This window comes from Rhodococcus sp. NCIMB 12038 (assembly GCF_002165735.1).
In the GTDB taxonomy this organism is placed as follows: Bacteria; Actinomycetota; Actinomycetes; order Mycobacteriales; family Mycobacteriaceae; genus Rhodococcus_F.
The window spans coordinates 1-820 of record NZ_NHML01000098.1 but is presented as its reverse complement, the minus strand read 5'-3'; the positions used below and the strand labels follow the sequence as shown (position 1 = coordinate 820).

At 65.2% G+C, this 820-nt stretch carries 2 protein-coding genes; one reads left to right on the top strand and one right to left on the bottom strand.

Annotated elements, in window-relative coordinates; genetic code table 11:
* On the bottom strand, nt 1–294 hold a 294-nt coding region (locus CA951_RS42145), incomplete at its 3' end, for an LLM class flavin-dependent oxidoreductase (protein ID WP_143543225.1).
* Between the two features lie 364 nt (nt 295–658).
* On the opposite strand from CA951_RS42145, the gene CA951_RS43755 reads away from it, so the two are divergent.
* Nucleotides 659–814: a hypothetical protein gene (locus CA951_RS43755; RefSeq protein ID WP_179220531.1), complete on the top strand. Its 156-nt coding sequence runs from the start codon at nt 659–661 to the stop codon at nt 812–814.
* The last annotated feature ends 6 nt before the right edge of the window (nt 815–820 follow it).

Sequence of the window (820 nt, the reverse complement as noted above, 5' to 3'; positions counted from 1 at the left end):
ATCCAGGCTTGCGGCCGCCTTCGCCAGTACAGCCGGCGGACGCAGCGGCAACGTGGCCACGGTGGGAACGATCGTGATGTGCTCGGTCTTCGCCGCAAGATATGTCAGCAACGTCCAGGTGTCATAGAACGCCGCTTGATATGGGTGATCTTGAATGGTCACCAGGTCGAGGCCCAACGATTCCGCGCGTTGTGTGCGCGCGACGGGGTCACCGCCTTCTGGCACCCATGTCGGGTCGACATTGGCACCGAAAAGCACTGGCAAGGAACGGGCTCGAGAGTCTGTTGTCGACATGTCCACCCTCCGTTTCGTTCTGGCTATCGCCGGACAGTCACGGTGCGGTCAGCGCGCCGTGCATGTCACCCGACCGATGCCCGCGACCGCTTCGAGCGTACGGGTCTCGGTGCACAGGCAGAACCCCCCGATCATGTACGCAGGCGCGTTCATCATCGCCGACCCCCGCTGGCATCGAGTGCGTCCTGGACGGCCGGAGTGCCCTCTTCCCTGCGGCGACCAGAACCGAGTCCGATTCGCCGCTCCTGCCACCGCTGCGCTCTCCGACGCCGACTGCTGCTGGTCTCCGACATCGGAGAGGTCCGCCCGAACTGCAGCAGTTCCACGACATTCTGGCCGTACACGAACCGCCCGCCACCGTGCCTTGCTGGCTGGACACAACAAGGACTCCACCGCCCTGCCGCAGCTCGCGACGGACGTGCGGCCACTGAGCCACGATATCCTCGACAAACTGCCCGACGGCAAACCGCTCGAGCATCTGCGCAGCGTCCTCGTCTCCACCGGCGCGCTACCGCCCTGAGACGAG